This is a genomic window from Pseudomonas sp. W2-17 (assembly GCF_041060445.1).
Taxonomy (GTDB): Bacteria; Pseudomonadota; Gammaproteobacteria; order Pseudomonadales; family Pseudomonadaceae; genus Aquipseudomonas.
This window is the reverse complement of sequence record NZ_JAUFNS010000023.1, coordinates 1-24,466: the sequence shown is the minus strand read 5'-3', so window position 1 is coordinate 24,466 and position 24,466 is coordinate 1. Positions and strand designations below refer to the sequence as shown.

Sequence of the window (24,466 nt, the reverse complement as noted above, 5' to 3'; positions counted from 1 at the left end):
CACCCGGCGCCGGCGAAGCAAGGAGCTTCACCTCAAGACCCACAACACCAAGCAACGAGGTTTACCCCATGGCACTGACACGCGAACAACACATTGCAGCCATCGAGAAAGACTGGGCCGAGAATCCACGCTGGAAAGGCGTGACCCGCACCTACTCCGCTGCTGACGTCGTCCGCCTGCGTGGCTCGGTTCAGCCTGAACACACGTTTGCAAAGCTGGGCGCTGACAAGCTGTGGAACCTGGTGACCCAGGGCGCCAAGCCGTCCTTCCGACCCGACAAGGATTTCGTCAACTGCATGGGCGCCCTCACCGGTGGCCAGGCCGTGCAACAAGTCAAAGCCGGCATCCAGGCGATTTACCTGTCAGGCTGGCAAGTCGCGGCGGACAACAACTCCGCTGAATCGATGTACCCCGATCAGTCGCTGTACCCGGTGGACTCGGTGCCGACCGTGGTCAAGCGCATCAATAACTCGTTCCGCCGTGCCGACCAGATCCAGTGGAAAGCCGGCAAGAACCCGGGCGACGACGGCTACATCGATTACTTCGCGCCGATCGTTGCCGACGCTGAGGCCGGTTTCGGCGGCGTGCTCAACGCTTATGAACTGATGAAGAGCATGATCGAGGCAGGCGCTGCCGGCGTGCACTTCGAAGACCAACTGGCCTCCGTGAAAAAATGCGGCCACATGGGCGGCAAGGTTTTGGTTCCCACCCAGGAAGCCGTACAGAAGCTGGTGGCTGCCCGCCTGGCGGCTGACGTGGCCGGCGTGCCGACGATCATTCTGGCGCGTACCGACGCCAACGCCGCCGACCTGCTGACCTCGGACTGCGACCCGTACGACCAGCCGTTCGTGACCGGCACCCGCACGCCGGAAGGCTTCTACAAAGTCCGCGCCGGCCTTGACCAGGCGATTGCCCGTGGCCTGGCGTACGCGCCGTATGCCGATCTGATCTGGTGTGAGACCGCCAAGCCGGATCTGGACGAGGCCCGCCGCTTCGCCGAAGCGATCAAAAAGGAATACCCGGATCAGCTGCTGTCCTACAACTGCTCGCCTTCCTTCAACTGGAAGAAGAACCTGGACGACGCGACCATCGCCAAATTCCAGCGCGAGCTGTCGGCAATGGGCTACAAGCATCAGTTCATCACCCTGGCAGGCATCCACAATATGTGGCACAGCATGTTCAACCTCGCGCATGACTACGCCCGCAACGACATGACTGCCTACGTGAAACTGCAAGAGCAGGAGTTTGCCGACGCCGCCAAGGGCTACACGTTCGTGGCGCACCAGCAGGAAGTGGGCACCGGCTACTTCGATGACATGACCACGGTCATTCAGGGCGGCAAGTCTTCAGTGACCGCACTGACTGGCTCGACGGAAGAAGAACAGTTCCATTAAGCCACTATGCAATGGGATTCAGAGGCCGCCTGCGGGCGGCTTTCTGATGACAGCGAGGGATTTAACCTACGTTGCCAGTCAACTATTAACGATAGACAACTCAAATCAGCGCCTAAAAGTTAATTAACCACACAATCAATTACCGACTTGTTCTCCCGGCTAATTTATCGGGAACTTCGTCACGTTCCAGTGACACACATCAAATACTGCCGCCAAATGATATTTATTATCATTTAAGTCCGGCTGAACTGTCGCCGCTCCGTAAGAAACATATTTCTCCAAACCCTCTTCGATGCCCGTCCCCGCTGGGGCTAAGCATGAAAACCGTGACCTATCTCATTAATCCTGCGAATAAATTTGATGCAGAAAATTTACTTGCCCTCCTTTTGCACATAAAATCCCGGAATTGATCGCACTGCGACATATCGTCACTGCTTCTACTTCTTTTCCAAGCCCAGAGACCTTTGCTCTCTGTTAAGGACTGCCAGCATGCCCGACTCGACAGGATTGATTGCCCACAATTGGGGCTTCGCCGTGTTTCTCCTTGGTGTAGTCGGCCTCTGCGCCTTCATGCTCGGCCTTTCCAGCCTGCTGGGTTCCAAAGCGTGGGGCCGCAGCAAAAACGAACCGTTCGAATCCGGCATGCTGCCCACCGGCGGCGCCCGTCTGCGGCTCTCGGCAAAATTCTATCTGGTCGCGATGCTTTTCGTGATTTTCGACATTGAAGCCCTCTTTCTGTACGCCTGGTCTGTGTCCGTCCGCGAAAGCGGCTGGACCGGCTTCGCCGAAGCGCTCGTTTTCATAGCAATTCTGTTGGCAGGTCTTGTCTACCTATGGCGGGTAGGGGCGCTCGATTGGGCTCCCGTTGGTCGTCGTAACCGGCAGGCGAAGCTAAAACAATGAGGCTTTGGCAATGCAATATAATCTCACCAGGATCGACCCGGATGCTCCTAACGAGCAGTACCCCATCGGCGAACGCGAAGTCGTTTCCGATCCGTTAGAAGACCAAGTCCACAAAAACATCTACATGGGCAAGCTCGAAGACGTGCTGAATGGTGCCGTCAACTGGGGTCGCAAGAACTCCCTTTGGCCGTACAACTTCGGTCTGTCGTGCTGCTATGTGGAAATGACCACCGCCTTCACGGCGCCCCACGACATCGCGCGCTTCGGCGCCGAAGTGATCCGGGCATCGCCGCGTCAGGCGGATTTCATGGTGATCGCCGGCACCCCGTTTCTGAAGATGGCCCCGATCATCCAGCGCCTCTATGAGCAAATGCTGGAGCCCAAGTGGGTCATCTCCATGGGCGCCTGTGCCAACTCCGGTGGCATGTATGACATCTATTCCGTGGTTCAGGGCGTGGATAAATTCCTCCCTGTGGATGTTTACGTGCCCGGCTGCCCGCCCCGTCCAGAGGCATTTCTGCAAGGCCTGATGTTGTTGCAGGAATCCATTGGCCAGGAGCGTCGTCCCCTTTCCTGGGTCGTCGGTGATCAGGGCGTTTATCGCGCCGAGATGCCGTCGCAGAAGGAACAGCGCCGCGAACAGCGTATTGCGGTGACCAACCTGCGCAGCCCCGACGAAGTCTGATCCAGTTTTTCTTTTACAAAAAGAAGCCTGAACCTGGGTTCATTCTGTACGTTGACCGATAGCGATCGAGACCTATGACTGCAGACACCGCTCTGTACATCCCGCCTCACAAGGCTGACGACCATGAAGTCGTCGTTGAACTCCATAACCGTTTTGGCGCTGAAGCCTTCAGCGCCCAGTCCACCGTCACTGGCATGCCCGTGCTGTGGGTGCAACGTGCCCGGCTGATCGAAATCCTGACCTTCCTGCGTCAGATGCCCAAGCCGTACGTGATGCTGTACGACCTGCACGGCGTCGACGAACGCCTGCGCACCAAGCGCCGTGGCCTGCCGGACGCCGACTTCACCGTGTTCTATCACTTGATGTCGATAGAACGTAACAGCGACGTCATGATCAAGGTCGCGCTGTCCGAAAGCGACCTGAGCATGCCGACCGTGACCGGCATCTGGCCGAACGCCAACTGGTACGAGCGTGAAGTCTGGGACATGTTCGGGATCGACTTCCCGGGCCACCCGCACCTGACCCGGATCATGATGCCGCCGACCTGGGAAGGTCACCCGCTGCGCAAGGACTTCCCGGCCCGTGCCACCGAGTTCGACCCGTACAGCCTGACCCTCGCCAAGCAGCAACTGGAAGAGGAAGCCGCGCGTTTCCGTCCGGAAGACTGGGGCATGAAGCGTTCCGGTACCAACGAGGACTACATGTTCCTCAACCTGGGCCCGAACCACCCTTCGGCCCACGGCGCCTTCCGCATCATCCTGCAGCTGGACGGCGAAGAGATCGTCGACTGCGTGCCTGACATCGGTTACCACCACCGTGGTGCCGAGAAGATGGCCGAGCGCCAGTCATGGCACAGCTACATTCCGTACACCGACCGCATCGATTACCTCGGCGGCGTGATGAACAACCTGCCGTACGTGCTCTCGGTCGAGAAACTGGCCGGCATCACCGTGCCGGATCGGGTCAACGTCATCCGCATCATGATGTCCGAGTTCTTCCGCATCACCAGCCACCTGCTGTTCCTGGGGACGTACATCCAGGACGTGGGCGCCATGACCCCGGTGTTCTTCACCTTCACCGACCGTCAGCGCGCCTACACCGTGATCGAAGCCGTCACCGGTTTCCGTCTGCACCCGGCCTGGTTCCGCATCGGCGGCGTTGCCCACGACTTGCCGCGCGGCTGGGAGAAACTGGTCAAGGACTTCATCGACTGGATGCCCAAGCGTCTCGACGAGTACACCAAGGCGGCGCTGCAGAACAGCATCCTCAAGGGACGTACCGTCGGCGTCGCTGCGTACAACACCAAGGAAGCGTTGGAATGGGGCGTCACCGGGCCGAGCCTGCGGGCGACCGGTCTGGACTTCGACCTTCGCAAGGCGCGTCCGTATTCGGGCTACGAGAACTTCGAGTTCGAAGTGCCCCTGGCCCACGATGGCGACGCCTACGATCGCTGCATCGTGCGCGTCGAAGAGATGCGCCAGAGCCTGAAAATCATCGAGCAGTGCATGCGCAACATGCCGGCCGGCCCGTACAAGGCGGATCACCCGCTGACCACGCCGCCGCCGAAAGAACGCACCCTGCAGCACATCGAAACCCTGATCACGCACTTCCTGCAGGTTTCGTGGGGCCCGGTCATGCCGGCCAACGAATCCTTCCAGATGATCGAGGCGACCAAGGGCATCAACAGTTATTACCTGACGAGCGACGGCGGCACCATGAGCTACCGTACCCGGATTCGCACCCCAAGCTACCCGCACCTGCAGCAGATCCCTTCGGTGATCAAAGGCAGCATGGTGGCGGACTTGATTGCGTACCTGGGTAGTATCGATTTCGTTATGGCCGACGTGGACCGCTAAGCATGAACAGCACGCTTATCCAGACAGACCGTTTCGCCCTGAGCGAATCCGAGCGCTCGGCCATCGAGCACGAAATGCATCACTACGAGGACCCGCGCGCGGCGTCTATCGAAGCCCTGAAAATCGTTCAGAAGGAACGCGGCTGGGTGCCGGACGGCGCCATCTACGCGATCGGCGAAGTGCTGGGCATCCCTGCCAGCGATGTTGAAGGCGTGGCGACGTTCTACAGCCAGATCTTCCGTCAGCCGGTAGGCCGCCACATCATTCGCGTGTGCAACAGCATGGTCTGTTTCATCGCCGGTCACGAAGACATCGTCAGCGAGATTCAGAGCAAGCTGGGCATCGGCCTGGGGCAGACCACCGCCGACGGCCGCTTCACGCTGTTGCCGGCCTGCTGCCTGGGCAACTGCGACAAGGCGCCGGCGGTCATGATCGACGACGACACTTTCGGCAATCTGCAGCCAGCGGGCGTCGCCCCGCTGCTGGAGGGTTACGTATGACCATCACTTCCTTCGGCCCCGCCAACCTGATCGCCCGCGCCCCGGAAACCCATCCGCTGACCTGGCGTCTGCGCGATGACGGCGAGCCGGTGTGGCTCGATGAATATCAGAAGAAAGACGGTTACGCAGCGGCGCGCAAAGCGTTCGCTACGCTGTCGCCTGACGAAATCGTCCAGGCCGTCAAAGACTCCGGCCTCAAGGGTCGTGGCGGCGCCGGCTTCCCCACGGGCGTGAAGTGGGGGCTGATGCCCAAAGACGAATCCATGAACATCCGTTACCTGCTGTGTAACGCCGATGAAATGGAGCCGAACACCTGGAAGGACCGCATGCTGATGGAGCAACTGCCCCATCTGCTCATCGAAGGCATGCTGATCAGCGCTCGCGCACTGAAGGCCTACCGCGGTTACATCTTCTTGCGCGGCGAATACACCACCGCGGCGGTGCACCTGCGCCGTGCGGTGAAAGAGGCCGAAGCGGCCGGCCTGCTGGGCAAGAACATTCTCGGCACCGGTTTTGATTTCGAGCTGATCGTGCACACCGGCGCCGGGCGTTATATCTGCGGCGAAGAAACCGCGCTGATCAACTCCCTGGAAGGCCGTCGCGCCAACCCGCGCTCCAAGCCGCCCTTTCCCGCTGCGGTGGGCGTATGGGGCAAGCCGACCTGCGTCAATAACGTCGAAACGCTGTGCAACGTCCCGGCCATCGTCAACAACGGCAACGATTGGTACAAAGCCATCGCGCGTCCGGGCAGCGAAGACATGGGCACCAAGATCATGGGCTTCTCCGGCAAGGTGAAGAATCCGGGCCTGTGGGAGTTGCCATTCGGCCTGCCGGCGCGCGAGCTGTTCGAAGACTACGCAGGCGGCATGCGTGACGGCTTCAAGCTCAAGTGCTGGCAACCCGGCGGTGCAGGCACAGGCTTCCTGCTTCCTGAGCATCTGGATTGCCAGTTCTATGCAGGCGGTGTCGCCAAAGTGGGCACGCGGATGGGCACCGGCATGGCGATGGCGGTTGATGACAAAGTCAACATGGTCTCGCTTATGCGCAACCTGGAAGAGTTCTTCTCCCAGGAATCGTGTGGCTTCTGCACCCCGTGCCGTGACGGCTTGCCGTGGAGCGTGAAAATCCTGCGCTCCATCGAAAAAGGCGAGGGTCAACCCGGCGATATCGAGACGCTGCTGGGCCTGGTCAACTTCCTCGGCCCTGGCAAGACGTTTTGTGCTCACGCACCGGGCGCCGTGGAACCGCTGGGCGCCGCGATCAAGTATTTCCGGTCTGAGTTCGAAGCAGGCATCGCCCCGGCACGTCCGGGCAGCCTGACTCAAGTCAGCAGTCCGACCGTGGTCGGCGCATAACACGATAAACGGTTGGCGGCCCACAAGGCCGCCTTCCCTGCATCCGACGACGCCGCGAGGCTGTTTGAGTCGGATGGCACCGAGATTCCATTAGCCACGCCCGCTGACACCGGGCCAACGAAGAACTTTGAACCATGGCCACTATCCACGTAGACGGCAAAGCGCTCGAAGTCGATGGCGCAGACAACCTGTTACAGGCGTGTCTGTCGCTGGGCCTCGACATCCCTTATTTCTGCTGGCATCCGGCACTTGGCAGTGTTGGCGCCTGTCGCCAGTGCGCGGTCAAGCAGTACACCGACGAGAACGACACCCGTGGTCGTATCGTCATGTCCTGCATGACACCCGCCACTGACAACACCTGGATCTCCATCGAAGACGACGAATCCAAGGCGTTTCGCGCCAGCGTCGTCGAATGGCTGATGACCAACCACCCGCACGACTGCCCGGTCTGCGAGGAAGGCGGTCACTGTCATTTGCAGGACATGACGGTGATGACCGGCCACAACGAGCGCCGCTATCGCTTCACCAAACGCACCCACCAGAATCAGGAACTGGGGCCGTTCATCGCACACGAGATGAACCGCTGCATCGCCTGCTATCGCTGCGTGCGCTTCTATAAGGACTACGCCGGCGGCACTGACCTCGGCGTGTTCGGCGCCCACGACAACGTGTACTTCGGTCGCGTTGAAGACGGCACCCTGGAAAGCGAGTTCTCCGGCAACCTTACCGAGGTCTGCCCAACCGGCGTGTTCACTGACAAGACCCACTCCGAGCGCTACAACCGGAAATGGGACATGCAGTTCTCGCCAAGCATCTGCCACGGCTGCTCCAGCGGCTGCAACATCAGCCCGGGCGAGCGTTATGGCGAAATCCGCCGTATCGAGAACCGCTACAACGGTTCGGTGAACCAGTATTTCCTCTGCGACCGTGGCCGTTTCGGTTATGGCTACGTCAACCGCACGGACCGTCCACGCCAGCCGCTGGCCGAAGGCATCAAGCTGGGCCTGGACGCTGCGCTGGACAAGGCCGCTGACCTGCTGCGCGGGCGCAACATCGTTGGTATCGGTTCGCCGCGCGCCAGCCTGGAAAGCAACTTCGCCCTGCGCGAGCTGGTCGGCGCCGAGCACTTCTACTCGGGCATCGAAGCCGGTGAGCTGGAGCGCCTGCGTCTGATCGCCCAGGTGCTGAAAGACAGCCCGCTGCCGATCCCGACGATGCGTGAAGTCGAAGAGCACGACGCCGTGTTCATCCTCGGCGAAGACGTCACCCAGACCGCTGCGCGCATGGCCCTCGGTCTGCGTCAGTCGGTGAAGAACAAAGCCGAAGACATGGCCGCTGCGATGAAAGTCCAGCCATGGCTCGACGCTGCGGTGAAGAACATCGGCCAGCACGAGATGAACCCGCTGTTCATCGCCAGCCTGACCGACACCCGCCTCGACGACATCGCCGAAGAGTGCGTGCACGCGGCGCCTGACGACCTGGCGCGCATCGGTTTCGCGGTGGCCCACGCCATCGACCCGAGTGCCCCGGCCGTTGCCGGTCTGGACAGCGAAGCGCTGGAGCTGGCCGAGCGCATTGCTGCTGCTCTGCTCGAAGCCAAGCGCCCACTGATCGTGTCCGGCGCCTCGCTGGGTTCGAACGCGCTGATCGAAGCCGCAGCGAACATCGCCAAAGCCTTGAAGCTGCGCGACAAGCAGGGTTCGCTGAGCCTGATCGTACCGGAAGCCAACAGCATGGGCCTGACCCTGTTCGGTGGCGACTCGGTCGACGCTGCGCTGCAGGCCGTGATTTCGGGCCAGGCCGATGCCATCGTTGTGCTGGAAAACGACCTGTTCACCCGCGTTGACGCGGCGACGGTCGAGGCTGCACTGAAGGCGGCGAAAGTGGTGATCGTTGCCGATCACCAGAAGACTGCGACCACCGACCGTGCGCATCTGGTGCTGCCGGCTGCAAGCTTCGCCGAAGGCGACGGCACCCTGGTGAGCCAGGAAGGCCGCGCCCAGCGCTTCTTCCAGGTCTTTGATCCGACTTACCTGGACGCGAGCATTCTGGTTCACGAAGGCTGGCGCTGGCTGCATGCCCTGCGCGCTACCCTGCTGAATCAGCCGGTTGACTGGACACAGCTTGACCACGTCACTGCCGCCTGCGCCGCCAGCAATCCGCAACTGGCCGGCATCGTCGGTGCCGCGCCGTCTGCTTCCTTCCGCATCAAGGGTCTGAAACTGGCCCGTGAACCGCTGCGTTACAGCGGCCGGACCGCCATGCGCGCCAACATCAGCGTGCACGAACCCCGTATGCCGCAAGACATCGACACCGCGTTCGCGTTTTCGATGGAAGGTTACTCGGGCTCGGCCGAGCCACGCTCCCAGGTGCCGTTTGCCTGGTCGCCGGGCTGGAACTCGCCACAAGCGTGGAACAAGTTCCAGGACGAAGTCGGTGGTCACCTGCGTGCTGGCGATCCGGGCGTACGCCTGATCGAAAGCAGCGGCAACAAGCTGGGCTGGTTCGCCAATGTCCCGCGTGCCTTCTCCCCTGCACAAGGAACCTGGCAGGTCGTGCCGTTCTATCACCTGTTCGGCAGCGAAGAGACCTCTTCCAAAGCCGCGCCGGTTCAAGAGCGCATTCCTCAGGCCTATGTGGCGCTGGCCAAGTCCGAAGCGGACCGTCTAGGCGTCAACGACGGCGCACTGCTGAGCCTGAGCGTTGCCGGCCAGACCCTGCGTCTGCCGCTGCGCATCAGTGAAGAACTGGGCGCAGGCCTGGTGGCGCTGCCGTCCGGTCTGGCCGGCATTCCTCCGGCGCTGTTCGGCAAAACTGTTGATGCAGTGCAGGAGGCCGCTCAATGACCTGGTTCACCCCTGAAGTGATCGACTCGATCATCGCTGTCGTCAAGGCCATCGTGGTGCTGCTCGCCGTGGTGGTCTGCGGCGCGCTGCTCAGCTTTGTCGAACGTCGTCTGCTGGGCTGGTGGCAGGACCGTTACGGTCCGAACCGCGTCGGTCCGTTCGGCATGTTCCAGATCGCCGCCGACATGCTGAAGATGTTCTTTAAAGAGGACTGGAACCCGCCCTTCGTCGACCGAGTGATCTTCACCCTGGCGCCGGTGGTGGCCATGAGCGCGCTGTTGATCGCGTTCTCGGTCATCCCGGTCACCCAGACCTGGGTGGTCGCCGACCTGAACATCGGTCTGCTGTTCTTCTTCGCCATGGCCGGTCTGTCGGTCTATGCGGTGCTGTTCGCCGGTTGGTCATCGAACAACAAGTACGCCCTGCTGGGCAGCTTGCGTGCCTCGGCGCAGACCGTGTCGTACGAAGTGTTCCTCGGCCTGTCGCTGATGGGCATCGTGGTGCAGGTCGGTTCGTTCAACATGGGCGACATCGTCAAGTACCAGGCCGATCACCTGTGGTTCATCATTCCGCAGTTCTTCGGCTTCTGTACGTTCTTCATCGCTGGCGTCGCTGTGACTCACCGTCACCCGTTCGACCAGCCGGAAGCGGAACAGGAACTGGCCGACGGTTACCACATTGAATACGCCGGCATGAAATGGGGCATGTTCTTCGTCGGTGAGTACATCGGCATCATCCTGATCTCGGCGCTGCTGGTGACCCTGTTCTTCGGTGGCTGGCACGGTCCGTTCGATATCCTGCCGCAACTGTCGTTCATGTGGTTTGCCCTGAAAACCGCGTTCTTCATCATGCTGTTCATCCTGTTGCGTGCTTCGATCCCTCGTCCGCGTTATGACCAGGTGATGGATTTCAGCTGGAAGTTCTGCTTGCCACTGACCCTGATCAATTTGCTGGTGACCGCTGCGGTCGTCCTGGCGGCTCAGTGAGGATTTGACCCATGTTCAAATATATTGGCGACATCGTTAAGGGTACGGGTACCCAGCTGCGCAGCCTGATCATGGTCTTCGGCCATGGCTTCCGTAAGCGTGACACCCTGCAATATCCGGAAGAGCAGGTCTATCTGCCGCCGCGCTACCGTGGCCGCATCGTCCTGACCCGCGACCCCGACGGCGAAGAGCGCTGCGTGGCGTGCAACCTGTGCGCCGTGGCGTGCCCGGTGGGTTGCATCTCGCTGCAAAAGGCCGAGACCGACGACGGTCGTTGGTACCCGGAGTTCTTCCGCATCAATTTCTCGCGTTGCATCTTCTGCGGCATGTGTGAGGAAGCTTGCCCGACCACCGCGATCCAGCTGACACCGGATTTCGAGATGGCCGAGTTCAAACGTCAGGATCTGGTGTACGAGAAGGAAGATCTGCTGATCTCCGGCCCCGGCAAGAACCCTGATTACAACTTCTACCGCGTTGCAGGGATGGCCATCGCCGGCAAGCCGAAAGGCGATGCACAGAACGAAGCCCAGCCCATCAACGTCAAGAGCTTGCTGCCTTAAGGAAGAAAGATGGAATTCGCTTTCTATTTCGCATCCGGCATCGCTGTGGTGGCCACCCTTCGGGTGATCACCAACACGAACCCGGTGCACGCCCTGCTCTACCTGATCATTTCGCTGATCGCCGTGGCCATGACCTTCTTCAGTCTCGGCGCACCGTTTGCCGGTGCCCTGGAAGTCATCGCTTACGCGGGCGCCATCATGGTGCTGTTCGTCTTCGTGGTGATGATGCTGAATCTGGGCCCGGCCTCGGTTCAACAAGAACGCGCCTGGCTCAAACCCGGCATCTGGCTCGGCCCTATTCTGCTGGGCGGCCTGCTCCTGGCGGAATTGATTTATGTGCTGTTCGCGAACTCCACCGGCGCTTCCATCGGGCACACCACGGTGGACGCCAAAGCCGTCGGCATCAGCCTGTTCGGCCCTTACCTGCTGGTTGTCGAACTTGCCTCGATGCTGCTGCTTGCGGCAGCCGTGACGGCGTTCCATGTCGGCCGCAACGAGGCGAAGGAGTAAAGCCATGAACTCAGCAATCCCTCTGGAACATGGTCTGGCGGTCGCCGGCATCCTGTTCTGCCTCGGCCTGGCGGGCCTGTTGGTACGCCGCAACATTCTGTTCGTGTTGATGAGCCTGGAAATCATGATGAACGCAGCCGCGCTGGCCTTTGTCGTCGCGGGCAGCCGTTGGGCACAGCCTGACGGCCAGATCATGTTCATTCTGGTGATCAGCCTTGCCGCAGCCGAGGCCAGCATTGGCCTGGCGATCCTGCTGCAACTGTATCGCCGCTTCCACACGCTCGATATCGACGCTGCCAGCGAGATGCGCGGATGAACCTACTCTTTCTGACTTTTGTATTCCCCCTGATCGGTTTCCTGTTGCTGTCGTTTTCGCGCGGCAAATGGTCGGAAAACCTTTCAGCCCTGATCGGCGTGGGCTCCATTGGCCTGTCGGCCATCGTGGCCGCGTACGTGATCTTCCAGTTCAACGTCTCACCACCGGAAGGCGGTCACCTGACCATGGTGCTGTGGCGCTGGATGTCGGTGGACGGCTTCGAGCCCAACTTCGCCCTGTATGTCGATGGCCTGTCCATCACCATGCTGGGTGTGGTGGTCGGCGTCGGCTTCCTCATTCACCTGTTCGCCTCGTGGTACATGCGCGGTGAAGACGGCTATTCGCGCTTCTTCGCCTACACCAACCTGTTCATTGCCAGCATGTTGTTCCTGATCCTGGGCGACAACCTGTTGTTCATCTACTTCGGTTGGGAAGGCGTGGGCCTGTGCTCGTACCTGTTGATCGGTTTCTATTACAGCAACCGCAACAACGGCAACGCGGCACTGAAAGCCTTCATCGTGACCCGCATCGGCGACGTGTTCATGGCCATCGGCCTGTTCATTCTGTTCCAGCAACTGGGCACCCTGAACATTCAGGAACTGCTGGTTCGCGCGCCACAGCACTTCAAGGTCGGTGACTTCTGGATTGTTCTGGCCACCCTAATGCTGCTGGGCGGTGCTGTCGGCAAGTCAGCGCAACTGCCGCTGCAAACCTGGCTGGCAGACGCAATGGCCGGTCCTACTCCGGTTTCAGCACTGATCCACGCCGCAACCATGGTAACGGCGGGCGTTTACCTGATCGCACGGACCCACGGCCTGTTCATCCTCGCGCCGGACATCCTGCATCTTGTAGGGATCGTCGGCGGCGTGACCCTGGTGCTGGCGGGTTTCGCGGCACTGGTGCAGACCGACATCAAACGTATCCTCGCCTACTCGACCATGAGCCAGATCGGCTACATGTTCCTGGCGCTGGGTGTGGGTGCATGGGACGGTGCAATTTTCCACCTGATGACTCACGCGTTTTTCAAGGCGTTGCTGTTCCTTGCGTCCGGTGCGGTGATTGTCGCCTGCCACCACGAGCAGAACATCTTCAAGATGGGCGGCCTATGGAAGAAACTGCCACTGGCCTACGCCAGCTTCATCGTCGGCGGCGCTGCGCTGTCGGCCTTGCCGCTGGTCACGGCGGGCTTTTACTCCAAGGACGAAATCCTCTGGGAAGCGTTCGCCAGCGGCCATCAGTACTTGCTCTACGCAGGTCTGGTCGGTGCGTTCATGACCTCGCTGTACACCTTCCGCCTGATCTTCATCGCCTTCCACGGCGAAGCGAAGACCGAAGCCCATGCCGGCCACGGGATTTCCCACTGGTTGCCGCTGGGTGTACTGATCGTGCTGTCGACGTTCATTGGTGCCTGGATTCATCCGCCACTGGCCGGCGTGCTGCCGGAAAGCGCGGGTCATGCGGGCGGCGAAGCCAAGCACAGTCTGGAAATCGCTTCGGGCGCCATTGCTCTGGCCGGTATCCTGCTGGCGGCGGTGCTGTTCCTCGGCAAGCGTCGTCTGGCCACGGCCATCGCCAACAGCGGGCCGGGGCGTTTCCTGTCTGCATGGTGGTTTGCGGCCTGGGGCTTCGACTGGGTGTATGACGTGTTGTTCGTCAAACCTTACCTGGCGATCAGCCGACTGCTGCGTGGCGACCCGCTCGACCACACAATCGGCCTGATTCCGCGTCTGGTCAAAGCCGGCAACGGCTTGATGACCCGCACCGAAACCGGTCAGCTCCGTTGGTACGCCGCTTCGATCGCCGCAGGTGCCGTACTGGTACTCGGCGCGATTGTGCTGGTCTGATGAGTCGAACTGACATGAACCTTGCGACTTTGCGAAAGGAATTGAGCCCGTCATGATTCTGCCTTGGCTAATCCTGATCCCCTTCATCGGCGGCCTGCTGTGCTGGCAAGGTGAGCGCTTCGGCCCCACCCTGCCGCGCTGGATTGCGCTGTTGACCATGTCTCTCGAGACGATTCTGGGCCTGTGGGTCTGGAGCACCGGTACGTTTACCTACGCTCCGGCTCCGGGCGCCGATCCGACCTGGGCCCTTGAATTCAAGCTCCAGTGGATCCAGCGCTTCGGCATCAGCGTGCACCTGGCCCTCGATGGCCTGTCCCTGCTGATGATTCTGCTAACCGGCCTGCTGGGTATCCTCTCGGTACTCTGCTCGTGGAAAGAGATCCAGCGTAACGTCGGCTTCTTCCACCTGAACCTGATGTGGATCCTGGGCGGTGTCGTCGGCGTGTTCCTCGCCATCGACCTGTTCATGTTCTTCTTCTTCTGGGAAATGATGCTGGTGCCGATGTACTTCCTCATCGCGCTCTGGGGTCACAGCTCGGCAGACGGCAAGAAGACCCGGATCTACGCAGCGACCAAGTTCTTCATCTTCACTCAGGCCAGCGGCTTGATCATGTTGGTGGCGATCCTGGGTCTGGTACTGGTGCACTTCAACCAGACCGGCGTGATCACCTTCGGCTACGCGGACCTGCTTAAAACCAAGCTGTCCCACGGCACCGAATACATCCTGATGCTGGGCTTTTTCGTCGCGTTCGCGGTGAAATTGCCGATCGTGCCGTTGCACTCATGGTTGCCTGACGCTCACGCCCAGGCGCCGACCGCAGGTTCCGTGGACCTGGCAGGCATCCTGCTGAAGACCGCTGCGTATGGTCTGCTGCGCTTTGCCCTGCCGCTGTTCCCGAATGCGTCGGCGGAGTTCGCGCCGATCGCCATGGTGCTGGGCCTGATCGGTATCTTCTACGGTGCCTTCCTCGCCTTCGCCCAGACCGACATCAAGCGCCTGATCGCGTTTTCCAGCGTTTCACACATGGGCTTCGTGCTGATCGGCATCTACTCCGGTAGCCAGCAGGCGCTGCAAGGCGTCGTCGTTCAGATGCTCGCTCACGGTCTGTCGGCTGCCGCGCTGTTTATCCTCAGCGGCCAGTTGTATGAGCGTCTGCACACCCGCGACATGCGTGAAATGGGTGGCCTGTGGAGCAAGATTGCTTACCTGCCGGCCATCAGCCTGTTCTTCGCCGCCGCGTCGCTCGGCCTGCCAGGCACCGGTAACTTCGTCGGTGAATTCCTGATCCTGATCGGCAGTTTTGTCAGCGCGCCATGGATCACCGCCATCGCCACTTCCGGCCTGGTGTTCGGTTCTGTCTACTCGCTGATCATGATCCACCGCGCCTACTTCGGCCCGGCCAAATCCGACGCGGTCTATAAAGGCATGGACGGTCGGGAATTGATCATGGTGCTGGGTCTGGCGGTGTTGTTGATTCTGCTGGGCGTGTACCCGCAACCGATTCTCGACACCTCCTCGGCGACCATGCATGGCGTGCAGCAATGGCTCGGCACCGCCTTCACTCAACTCGCTTCGGCCCGGTAAGAGCGCTATGGACCTGACGATTCAACACTTTATTGCGCTGGCGCCGCTGCTGATTACCAGCATCACCATTGTGGTGGTGATGCTGGGCATCGCATGGCGTCGCAATCACTCGCAATCATTCCTGCTGACGGTAGCGGGACTTAACCTGGCTTTGCTGTCCATCTACCCGGCGCTGAAAGTTGCGCCGCTGGTGGTCACGCCTTTGCTGCAGATCGACAGCTTCGCCTGCCTTTACATGGGCATTATCCTGGTGTCGACGCTGGCCTGCGTCACCCTGGCTCACGCCTATCTGGGTGAAGGGAAGGCAGGCTACCCGGGCAACCGCGAAGAACTTTACCTGCTGATCCTCATGGCTGCGGCCGGCGGGCTGGTGCTGGTCGCCGCGCAACACCTGGCGAGCCTGTTCATCGGTCTGGAGCTGCTGTCGGTGCCGGTCTACGGTCTGGTGGCTTACGCGTTCTTCAACAAGCGTTCGCTGGAAGGCGGCATCAAGTACATGGTGCTGTCGGCGGCCGGCTCGGCGTTCCTGCTGTTCGGTATGGCGCTGCTGTATGCCGAATCCGGCAGCCTGGGTTTCAGCGAGATCGGCAAGGCCATCGCCGCCACCGGCATGCCAAGCCCGATCGCCAGCCTGGGTCTGGGCATGATGCTGGTGGGTCTGGGCTTCAAGCTGTCGTTGGTGCCGTTTCACTTGTGGACACCGGACGTGTACGAAGGCGCCCCTGCCCCGGTAGCGGCTTTCCTCGCCACGGCCAGCAAGGTCGCGGTGTTCGGTGTGCTGGTTCGTCTGTTCCAGATCTCCCCGGCGGCCACCAGTGGCGTGCTGACGGACGTGATGTCGGTCATTGCCGTGGCGTCGATTCTGGTCGGTAACCTGCTGGCGCTTACGCAGAACAACCTCAAGCGTCTGCTGGGTTACTCGTCCATCGCGCACTTCGGTTACCTGATGATCGCGATGGTGGCGAGCAAGGGCATGGCGGTCGAGGCGATCAACGTCTATCTGGTCACCTACGTGCTGACCAGCCTGGGCGCGTTCGGCGTGGTCACGCTGATGTCGTCGCCTTACAGCGGCCGCGATGCCGACGCGATGTTCGAATACCGCGGCCTGTTCTGGCGTCGTCCGTACCTGACGGCGGTGCTGACCGTGATGATGCTGTCCCTGGCGGGTATCCCGCTGACGACGGGCTTCATCGGCAAGTTCTACATCATCGCAACCGGCGTCGAAGCGCACCTGTGGTGGCTGACCGGTTCGCTGGTCGTGGGCAGCGCCATCGGCGTGTTCTATTACCTGCGGGTGATGGTGACGCTGTACCTGCAAGACTCGAAGATCCAGCGCCACGACGCCCCGTTCAACTGGGCGCAACGTGCAGGTGGGGTGATGCTGTTGGGGATTACGCTGCTGGCGTTCTTCCTGGGCGTTTATCCGCAACCGCTGCTGACCCTGGTGGGCCATGCGGGTTTGTGATGGTTGAGTGATGCACCAAAAACCCTGCTTTCGAGCAGGGTTTTTTTATGGCTTTTGATTTTAGAGGATCAAGAGCGTCGGCCTAACGGCCTCGGTTTCGCCTTCGGCGAGTTACTTATGGGTAGCTCTTGATCTTAAAAACACAGGCTAACCGGGCAATCGAACGGTTTTCTTGTCGCCGGTAAACAACGCCCACGTCGACATAAACAATGCCGCCACCATCGGCCCGATCACAAACCCGTTCAACCCGAACACCGCCATCCCGCCCAGCGTCGAAATCAGAATCAGGTAATCGGGCATCCGCGTATCTTTGCCCACCAGTATCGGACGCAACACGTTGTCCACCAGCCCGATCACAAACACCCCGAACAGCCCCAACACCACGCCCTGCCAGATCATCCCGCTGAGCAGGAAATACAGCGCAACCGGCGCCCAGACAATCCCCGCGCCTACCGCCGGCAGCAACGACAGAAACGCCATCATCACCGCCCAGAGCAAGGCACTCGGAATATCCAGTGCCCAGAAAATAAACCCGCCCAGCGCGCCTTGAGTCACAGCCACCACGATATTGCCCTTCACCGTCGCGCGCACGACGCGGGTGAATTTCAACTGCAAGCGGCGCTTCTGCGGCTCGGCCAGCGGAATCGCGATGCGGATCTTGCGGGTAAGGTCCTGCCCATCGCGCAGGAAGAAAAACAGCAAGTACAGCATGATGAAAAAACTGACGACGAAATCGAATGTGCCCTGCCCAAAGCTGAAGGCCTGGGTGGCCAGGTAGTTGCTGCCCTGCATCGCGCTTTTGGCAATCTTGTCGCGCAGCCCGTTGAAATCTCCCATGCCCAGGCGATCAAGCCAGTGCTGCACATAAGGCGGCAACAGCACCTTGAACTCAGCCAGGTATTTGGCGATGTCGAGCTGACCACTTTCCACATTCTTGTAAAGCGTCGCCCCCTCCTGAACCATCAACGCCGCGATGACGATCACTGGCAGAATCGCGATCAGCAAACAAATCGTCAGCGTGCACAAAGAGGTCAGGTTGCGCTGCCAACCGAAGCGGGCCAGCAGACGGCGTTGCAGCGGCGCAAAGATAATCCCGAGGATCACCGCCCAGAACACCGCGCCGTAGAACGGCAGCAGAATCCAGATGAACGCGAGGGTCACCAGTATCAATAACAGCAACAGGGTTTTGTTTTGTAGCGCGGTTTCGTTCATGTTTCTTCCATGTCATTACACCGCGCCAAGCACACGGTCTGATGCTTAGTCCGTTTATCGCCGCAGGAGTGCCGCGCCTGAAGCGCAAGGTCAATGGAGGAAGTGCGGACGGCGGGCCGAGAGAGAAGCCCGCTATCCCGATCTAGATTCTGAACTGCCGGACCAACTGGCCGAGACGCTGATTCAGCTCTGTGAGGTTGCGCGACGTGGCGGCGCTGTGGCGGGTTTCATCCGCCACGCTTTCGACCGCCACGGCAATCTGGTGGACGCTGCGATTGATCTCTTCCGCCACGGCCGTCTGCTCTTCTGCGGCGCTGGCGATCTGCGCGTTCATGGCGTTGATCGTGCCGATCAGTTGACCGATCGTATCCAGCGACGCGCCCGCTTCATTCGCCCGCGCGGAGGTCCCGTCGCCCGCCTCGCTAGAACGTCGCATCGCCTGCACCGCGCCTTGAGTGCCCTGCTGCAAGCGTTCGATCATGCCCTGGATTTCCTGAGTGCTTTGCTGCGTACGGCTCGCCAGCGCACGTACCTCATCCGCTACCACGGCGAATCCTCGGCCTGCTTCACCGGCACGCGCAGCCTCGATCGCGGCGTTGAGCGCCAGCAGATTGGTTTGATCGGCGATGGATCGAATCACCCCGAGCACGCCGACGATGGACGACACGTCATTCTGCAGGCTGTCCAGTGAAGTACCGCTGTCGCGGATGTCGTTCACTAGCGCGTGAATCTGCTGGATGCTGCCGTCGACCACTCGCTTGGCGGCCTGACCTTCGGCATCGGTTTGCTGCGCCGCAACCGAAGCACCTTGAGCGCTCTTCGCGACTTCCTGGGCCGCGGCCGACATCTGATTGATCGCCGTGGCGACCTGATCAGTCTCGTGACGCTGACGCTCCATTGCCTGCTCGGAACGTTGCGCCTGGTCGGTCACTTCACCCACCAGCCCGGTCAGTTGCGCGGTCATTTCGGCGATCTGCCGGACCAGCCCATGAATCTTGTCGACAAAGCGGTTGAACGACCCGGCCAGCTCGCCGAGTTCGTCCTGGGAGGTCACCGCCAAGCGCTGGGTGAGATCACCCTCACCGGCGGCGATGTCATCAAGGTTGGCTTTCATCAGGCGCAGCGGCCGCAGAATACCGCCCGCGATCCAGAAGCCCACCGCTGCGATAATCACCAATACCAGCAGCGTGATGCCAATGATGCTGACCAGCATGTTCTGCCGGCGCTCGGCGACATTCTTCTGCAGCTCCTGGACCTTGGCATCGATGTTGTCCAGATTGATCGACGACCCGAAGGCCATGTCCCATTTCGGCAGGTATTCGGTGTAACCCAGCTTGGGAACCAGCTCGCTCGAACCGGGCAGCGCGGAGGAATATTCCAGGTAATGAGTACCCGCTTTCGCCACGTCAACGAGGCCGGCATTCACGAAAACGCCTTTTGGATCGCGGGCGTCCTTGAAGCTCTTGCCGATGCCGTCCGGGCTATTGCCCTTGAACAGCCGCACCGCCTGAGAGTCGTAGCCGAAGAAATACCCGTCCTTGGCGTAGGTGACCTGGGAGAGCATCTTGATGACCTGCGCCCGGGCTTCCATGTCACCTGGGGCCGACGCGTCATACAGCGGTTTGATGGTGCCCAGCGCAACTGCCACGTAACTTTGCAACGTGGCTTTGGCCTCCGCGAGCAGGTGCTGGCGGGTTTCCTCCACATCGCGCTTGCCCTGTTCACGCAGCATGATGACGGTGCTGACGCTGATGATCAGTGCGAACACCAACACCGGAAGCACGGCAAGCGAAAGTACTTTGGCTTTGAGATTTAGCCGCATGGCAGTCATGACCCTTTGTTTTTGTGCGTTGAGCCGTTGGGGTTCCTTTACGGTTAACGGCCCGACGCACAAAAAGTTGAGGTCACTTGGGTTGAGGCGCGCTTTCGCTCCCCGGCAGTTGCGGGCTGAGTCGCTCGGGCAGATCGATGCGCACTTGCAGCCCGCCCATGGGGCTGTCCAGCAACTGAATGCGCCCGCCCCACGCCTCGACAATGTCCTTGACGATGCCGAGACCCAGACCGTGGCCGGTCACTTGCTCATCCAGACGATTGCCACGGCCGATCACTTCATCGCGATGCTTCGAGGGGATGCCCGGGCCATCGTCATCGATCAAAAGACAGTAGCCATCAGCGCCTTTGGCAATGGTCAGCCTGACCTGACAGTCGGCCCACTTGCAGGCGTTGTCCATCACGTTGCCCAACAGCTCGAGGATGTCCTCCCGATCCCACGGCAGGAACAGATCCGCAGCGATCTCACTGCTCAGCTCCAGATGCTCGCCATGAATCATCCGCAATGTGGAGAACAGTCCGGGTATCTCCGCAGCGCAATCAAATCGCGCGCCCGGCAAGGCATCGCCTGACAACCGCGCACGATTGAGCTCACGCTCCAGACGCTGCTGAATGTGCAGCAGCTGATCGCGCAGGGTATCGCGCACATGCGGATGACCTGCCAGCCTGTCGCCTTCGGCCAGGCTCATCAACACGGCCAGCGGCGTTTTCAGCGCATGGCCCAGATTGCCAAGGGCATTGCGGGAGCGCTTGAGACTGTCCTCGGTGTGGGCCAGCAGATGATTGATCTGCGCGACCAGCGGTTCAAGTTCCACCGGCACTCGCTCATCAAGTTGCGAGCGCTGTCCTTGTTGCAGCTGGAAAATCTGTTCTCTGGCCCTTTCCAGCGGGCGCAATGCGCGGCGAACCGTGACGCGCTGCAACACCAGAATCAATATCAGGGCCATCAGCCCCAATCCGAGACCGATGCGCTGGACCAGTGCGAAACTGTTCCGCACCGGGGTGTAGTCCTGAGCGACAGTGATAGAAATGGTCTGCCCGAACTTGCGGTAATCGGTGTGCAGCAGCAACAGCGATTGGTCGGTCTTCTCAAGCGCGAGATCGGCGTGCAGACCTGGCTTGCCCGGATGCGGCAACTCCAGATCCCACAGCGAGCGCGAGCGCCAATGGCCCTGGTCGAAATCAATCCGGAAATAATGGCCTGAATAGGGTCGTTGATAGCCGGGCGACAGTCGATGCTCATCTAGCTGCAGGCCGTCAGGGCCGCGCACCAATGCCACCAGCAGCAGCTCGCTTTCATTGCGCAGGCCAGACTCGAGATAACGCTGCAAGCCGACTTCAAACAACCACAGGCTGATCTGCGCCAGGACCAGCCCGACAATCAGCAGCACGCTGATCAGGCCCAGGCTCAAGCGTCGCTGTATCGACCTCACTCGCCCGTCCCGCCAAAACGATAGCCTTGCCCGCGTCGTGTCTCGACCACGGCCCGCCCAAGCTTGCGGCGCAAATGGTTGACGTGGACCTCGATCACGTTCGAGTCCCGCTCGTTCTCCCCGTCATAAAGATGCTCGGCCAGATGACTTTTGGACAGAATCTGCCCGGGGTGCAGCATGAAGTAACGCAGCAGGCGAAACTCCGCCGCCGTCAGCTGGATGTCCTCCTCGCCGCGACTGACGCACTGGCGCCCTTCGTCCAGGTGCAGGCCGGCGGCTTCAAGTTTCGGCTGATTGGCCAGACCACGGACACGGCGAAGCAGCGCCTGAATGCGCAGCTGCAACTCTTCGGGATGAAAGGGTTTGGTCAGATAGTCGTCGGCGCCAGCCTTCAGGCCTTCGATACGTTCGGCCCACGAGGCCCGCGCCGTCAGAATGAGTACGGGGGTGGACAGCCCGCCGGACCGCCATTTCTGCAGGACCTCTAGTCCCGGAACGCCTGGCAAACCGAGATCAAGCACGATCAGGTCGTAAGGCTCGGTAGCCCCTTGATGAACCGCATCCCGGCCGTCAGTCAGCCAGTCGATCGCGTAACCCTGCCGGCCCAGCGTACTGATGAGCTCGTCCGCCAGAGGAACGTGGTCCTCAACCAATAACAAACGCATCAATCGTCTTCCTTGTCTTGCAACAGGCGGCTGTCACCGGCATCGAATTTCAGCTCGCGCACCACATGATCGGCAGTAAGCAGCTCGATCTCATAGACCAACACACCGTGTTTTTCCTCAAGTTCGGCTTCAAGCAGCTTGGAGCCGGGGTAACGTCCCAGTGCCTGATCAATGAACTGCTCAAGCGGCAGAATCACGCCTTTTCTGCGCAGCTCAAGCACCTCGTCCTGATTCAGATCCCGAGCCAGACACGCCAGGCTCGGGGTGACCGCACAGGCGGCCGCCAGACAGTAAACGAAACGCTTGGCGGGACGCTTACTGGAGATCATCAGGCGTCCTGGTGGTCTTTGAGGATCTGGCCACTGACGGCGTCGACTTCAACGTCCCACTCCACACCTTGCGCATCGCGCAGTTCGATCTGGTAAACATACTTGCCATATTCCTGTTCCAGCTCGGTGTCAGTGATGGTGGATTTCGGATGCTTCGCCAAGGCGACGGCGTTGAGCTTTTCAAAGGACTGAATAGTACCCGCATCGCGCAGTTTCAGCGCCTCATCTGGACCCAGATCCCGGGCCTGGACATAACCGGCTGTGACGGTGAGTGCAGTGGCAGCGATAAAGGCAGTCAGGAATTTCATGGTGGATCTCCGTAGTGGTCTGGTTGTTTACGGAGCCCACCATAAACGGACGAACTTAATTGAAGCTGAATTCATCTGGCTACGTGCCACTACCTGGCGAGCCGCCAGTGGATGTAAGCGAGATCCACGATATGATTCTCCCCTGTCCGACCACGGAGGGGCCATGAGCAGCATTCACATCAAATACCCGGCATTGACTATCAAGGCCGGCAGGCGCGCGTTGACGCGGATCAGCGAGCAAGGGCTGTCGCCGATAGACGTCGGCATCATTCCTGGCGCTGCGGGTGGTCCGAAAGCATTGGGGATTCAGGGACTGGATCTGGCGCTGTTCGGCGAATGGCTGCCCCGGGCTCAGCGGGAGCGCTCGTTGATTGGCGCCTCCATCGGTTCGTGGCGCTTTGCGAGCGCATGCTTGCCGGACCCGGTTGCAGGAATCCAGCGACTTGGGCGACTGTACAACGAGCAGAGTTTCGCCAAAGGCGTAACTATGGCGCAGGTCACTCGCAGTTGCATGAAGATGCTCGACGCGCTTTTGCAGGCGGATGATGCACACGTCCTGACGAACGCCCATTACCGGCTCAACGTGATGATCGTCAGAAGCCGCGGCTTGCTTGCCCGAGATCATCGTGCTGGGTTGAGCCTGGGACTGGGAGCCGTGATCGCAGATAACCTGCTCGGACGCGCGCGCCTGTCGCGGCATTTCGAGCGGCTGGTCATGCACGACCCACGCCTCGCCCCTCCCCTTCTGCCAATGACTGACTTTCCGTCTCATTGCTTGCCACTGAATACGCTCAACCTGCGCCAGGCATTGCTGGCGTCAGGCTCCATTCCCATGGTTATGGAGGGCGTTGCAGAGATACCCGGTGTCGGCGCAGGGATGTTCCGTGACGGCGGCCTGCTCGACTACCATTTGGATCTTCCTTACAGCGGAAGCGACATCGTGCTGTATCCGCACTTCACCGACAAAATCATTCCAGGCTGGTTTGACAAGGCGCTGCCCTGGCGCAGAGGCGACCAGACTCGGCTTCAAGACGTCGTGCTGCTTGCGCCCTCAAAGGAGTACCTGGCGACGCTGCCCTATGGCAAGCTGCCTGATCGAAGCGACTTCAAGCGGTTCGTCGGGAGGGATGCGGATCGGCAGCGGTATTGGCGGGCCGCAATGGAAAGCAGCCAGCGACTGGGGGATGAGTTCCTGGAGCTCGTCGACACAGGCCGCCTCGTTCGACGCCTGCAGCCCTTGGTTTAACCACGTGATCAGGTTCTGCCTGTCACTGGCCAAACCATTACTGATAAACTCGCCGCTTGCATTTATCGCTCTGGCGATCGCCACTTCTCAAGGCTTATATCACCGTGGAAATTTTTAAAGAATTTACGTTCGAGTCAGCTCACCGGCTCCCTCACGTGCCAGACGGCCACAAGTGCGGACGTCTGCACGGTCACTCATTTCGTATAGCGATCTATCTGCAGGGCGAACCCGATCCCCATACCGGATGGATTCGCGATTTCTCCGAGATCAAGACGATATTCAAGCCTCTATACGAGCGTCTGGATCATAACTACCTCAACGACATTCCCGGCCTGGAAAACCCGACCAGTGAAGTGTTGGTGAAGTGGATCTGGAAGGAGTTAAAGCCGCTGCTGCCAGAGCTGTCCGCTATACGGATTCATGAGACATGCACCAGCGGGTGCGTGTATCGCGGTGACTGATCAGCGTTACCAAATACCAAAACCACCTCATCTCGGGTGGTTTTTTTTGGACCAGGGTTTAGCAGCTTTCCGCGCGCAAAAACAAAACCCCATCTGCTTTCGCAAATGGGGTTCTGGAATTTAATCTTGACGATGACCTACTCTCACATGGGGAAACCCCACACTACCATCGGCGAT

General features: G+C 60.3%; 22 protein-coding genes. 16 read left to right on the top strand and 6 right to left on the bottom strand.

The genetic code is table 11. The features are described from left to right. The first annotated feature begins 68 nt into the window (after positions 1–68). The 14 genes from aceA to nuoN all read left to right on the top strand — a co-directional run bounded on the left by aceA (position 69) and on the right by nuoN (position 16,805). A complete protein-coding gene (gene aceA / locus QWI20_RS22735; RefSeq protein WP_369307325.1) occupies positions 69–1,394 on the top strand; it encodes an isocitrate lyase in 1,326 nt (441 codons plus the stop codon). 489 nt (positions 1,395–1,883) lie between these two features. Further along, complete coding sequence (locus tag QWI20_RS22730) at positions 1,884–2,297, top strand: NADH-quinone oxidoreductase subunit A (protein WP_037008823.1); 414 nt, start codon at positions 1,884–1,886, stop codon at positions 2,295–2,297. A 10-nt stretch (positions 2,298–2,307) separates the two neighbouring features. Continuing rightward, positions 2,308–2,982, top strand: a complete 675-nt coding sequence (locus QWI20_RS22725; RefSeq protein ID WP_065989126.1) for an NADH-quinone oxidoreductase subunit B family protein — start codon at positions 2,308–2,310, stop codon at positions 2,980–2,982. A gap of 74 nt (positions 2,983–3,056) precedes the next feature. Further along, the gene (nuoC, locus tag QWI20_RS22720; RefSeq protein WP_369307324.1) at positions 3,057–4,838 is read left to right on the top strand and encodes an NADH-quinone oxidoreductase subunit C/D; all 1,782 of its coding nucleotides are present in this window, start codon (positions 3,057–3,059) and stop codon (positions 4,836–4,838) included. A 2-nt stretch (positions 4,839–4,840) separates the two neighbouring features. Further along, a complete protein-coding gene (nuoE, locus tag QWI20_RS22715) occupies positions 4,841–5,338 on the top strand; it encodes an NADH-quinone oxidoreductase subunit NuoE (RefSeq protein WP_065989124.1) in 498 nt (165 codons plus the stop codon). Further along, complete coding sequence (gene nuoF / locus QWI20_RS22710) at positions 5,335–6,693, top strand: NADH-quinone oxidoreductase subunit NuoF (RefSeq protein ID WP_133777188.1); 1,359 nt, start codon at positions 5,335–5,337, stop codon at positions 6,691–6,693. Before nuoE ends, nuoF begins: the two co-directional genes overlap by 4 nt. Before the next feature lie 134 nt (positions 6,694–6,827). After that, entirely contained in the window at positions 6,828–9,539 is a 2,712-nt protein-coding gene (gene nuoG, locus QWI20_RS22705) for an NADH-quinone oxidoreductase subunit NuoG (protein ID WP_369307323.1), read from the top strand. Continuing rightward, a complete protein-coding gene (gene nuoH, locus QWI20_RS22700; RefSeq protein ID WP_037008811.1) occupies positions 9,536–10,525 on the top strand; it encodes an NADH-quinone oxidoreductase subunit NuoH in 990 nt (329 codons plus the stop codon). Before nuoG ends, nuoH begins: the two co-directional genes overlap by 4 nt. Positions 10,526–10,536: 11 nt before the next feature. After that, complete coding sequence (nuoI, locus tag QWI20_RS22695) at positions 10,537–11,085, top strand: NADH-quinone oxidoreductase subunit NuoI (protein WP_037008808.1); 549 nt, start codon at positions 10,537–10,539, stop codon at positions 11,083–11,085. A gap of 9 nt (positions 11,086–11,094) precedes the next feature. Continuing rightward, entirely contained in the window at positions 11,095–11,595 is a 501-nt protein-coding gene (gene nuoJ, locus QWI20_RS22690) for an NADH-quinone oxidoreductase subunit J (RefSeq protein WP_037008804.1), read from the top strand. 4 nt (positions 11,596–11,599) lie between these two features. Beyond that, on the top strand, positions 11,600–11,911 hold the full coding sequence (nuoK, locus tag QWI20_RS22685) for an NADH-quinone oxidoreductase subunit NuoK (RefSeq protein ID WP_065989117.1): 312 nt from the start codon (positions 11,600–11,602) through the stop codon (positions 11,909–11,911). Beyond that, positions 11,908–13,755, top strand: a complete 1,848-nt coding sequence (nuoL, locus tag QWI20_RS22680) for an NADH-quinone oxidoreductase subunit L (protein ID WP_172611451.1) — start codon at positions 11,908–11,910, stop codon at positions 13,753–13,755. The genes nuoK and nuoL overlap by 4 nt, the downstream gene beginning before the upstream one ends. Before the next feature lie 52 nt (positions 13,756–13,807). Beyond that, entirely contained in the window at positions 13,808–15,340 is a 1,533-nt protein-coding gene (gene nuoM, locus QWI20_RS22675; protein ID WP_369307322.1) for an NADH-quinone oxidoreductase subunit M, read from the top strand. Between the two features lie 7 nt (positions 15,341–15,347). Next, positions 15,348–16,805, top strand: a complete 1,458-nt coding sequence (nuoN, locus tag QWI20_RS22670) for an NADH-quinone oxidoreductase subunit NuoN (RefSeq protein ID WP_074892029.1) — start codon at positions 15,348–15,350, stop codon at positions 16,803–16,805. 147 nt (positions 16,806–16,952) lie between these two features. Here the strand turns inward: nuoN and QWI20_RS22665 are convergent, their stop codons facing one another. From QWI20_RS22665 to QWI20_RS22640, 6 genes are all read right to left on the bottom strand, one after another. After that, positions 16,953–18,017 (bottom strand): AI-2E family transporter, encoded by a 1,065-nt coding sequence (locus QWI20_RS22665; RefSeq protein WP_369307321.1) that lies wholly within the window; start codon positions 18,015–18,017, stop codon positions 16,953–16,955. 142 nt (positions 18,018–18,159) lie between these two features. Further along, positions 18,160–19,839 (bottom strand): methyl-accepting chemotaxis protein, encoded by a 1,680-nt coding sequence (locus QWI20_RS22660; protein WP_369307320.1) that lies wholly within the window; start codon positions 19,837–19,839, stop codon positions 18,160–18,162. Positions 19,840–19,921: 82 nt separating this feature from the next. Continuing rightward, a complete protein-coding gene (locus QWI20_RS22655) occupies positions 19,922–21,280 on the bottom strand; it encodes an ATP-binding protein (protein ID WP_369307319.1) in 1,359 nt (452 codons plus the stop codon). After that, positions 21,277–21,945: a response regulator transcription factor gene (locus tag QWI20_RS22650; protein ID WP_369307318.1), complete on the bottom strand. Its 669-nt coding sequence runs from the start codon at positions 21,943–21,945 to the stop codon at positions 21,277–21,279. Before QWI20_RS22650 ends, QWI20_RS22655 begins: the two co-directional genes overlap by 4 nt. Beyond that, positions 21,945–22,274, bottom strand: coding sequence for a PepSY domain-containing protein (locus tag QWI20_RS22645; protein WP_369307317.1), 330 nt, complete (start codon positions 22,272–22,274; stop codon positions 21,945–21,947). The genes QWI20_RS22650 and QWI20_RS22645 overlap by 1 nt, the downstream gene beginning before the upstream one ends. After that, a complete protein-coding gene (locus QWI20_RS22640) occupies positions 22,274–22,582 on the bottom strand; it encodes a PepSY domain-containing protein (protein WP_369307316.1) in 309 nt (102 codons plus the stop codon). The genes QWI20_RS22645 and QWI20_RS22640 overlap by 1 nt, the downstream gene beginning before the upstream one ends. A gap of 163 nt (positions 22,583–22,745) precedes the next feature. On the opposite strand from QWI20_RS22640, the gene QWI20_RS22635 reads away from it, so the two are divergent. Both QWI20_RS22635 and queD read left to right on the top strand, forming a co-directional pair. Then, complete coding sequence (locus tag QWI20_RS22635; RefSeq protein WP_369307315.1) at positions 22,746–23,828, top strand: patatin-like phospholipase family protein; 1,083 nt, start codon at positions 22,746–22,748, stop codon at positions 23,826–23,828. 104 nt (positions 23,829–23,932) lie between these two features. Continuing rightward, the gene (gene queD, locus QWI20_RS22630; protein WP_172611443.1) at positions 23,933–24,289 is read left to right on the top strand and encodes a 6-carboxytetrahydropterin synthase QueD; all 357 of its coding nucleotides are present in this window, start codon (positions 23,933–23,935) and stop codon (positions 24,287–24,289) included. The last annotated feature ends 177 nt before the right edge of the window (positions 24,290–24,466 follow it).